This window comes from Citrobacter sp. TBCS-14 (genome assembly GCF_005280805.1).
In the GTDB taxonomy this organism is placed as follows: Bacteria; Pseudomonadota; Gammaproteobacteria; order Enterobacterales; family Enterobacteriaceae; genus Citrobacter; species Citrobacter gillenii.
Map to the genome: position 1 here is coordinate 1 of NZ_SZWM01001267.1, position 319 is coordinate 319.

Genomic DNA, 319 nt, shown 5'->3' on the forward strand with positions numbered 1-319 from the left:
CATTCATCAGGAAGTCCACAGCATTTTTCCCAGCGATTGATCAGCTCGGTGGTAGTTCTGGGGTCAAGTTCCAGCATAAGATCGTCAGCGCGCTGGTGAACCCTGAGCAGCGACGGTGCAGCCCCCTTTATCGCGACATCTTCAGGTGACCATGCAGGCCCCGGTGGCAAGAGAGCAGAGAGCAACTGGACATAATCATCTTCACTTACGCCCATACGATATCCCCCATGACAGCCAGTTCATTCTTCGCGATCGGCGTATCGACAGCAGGTGAAATCAGCGTGTGGCTGCGCTCCCCTGCGGCAATCGAAATTGCTTC

1 protein-coding gene is annotated in these 319 nt (G+C 54.9%); it reads right to left on the minus strand.

What is annotated here, in order from left to right:
• Nucleotides 1-215, minus strand: a 215-nt coding sequence (locus FDX22_RS27300) for a putative phage tail protein (protein ID WP_146718063.1), incomplete at its 3' end; no start/stop codon positions are given.
• Nucleotides 216-319 lie beyond the last annotated feature (104 nt).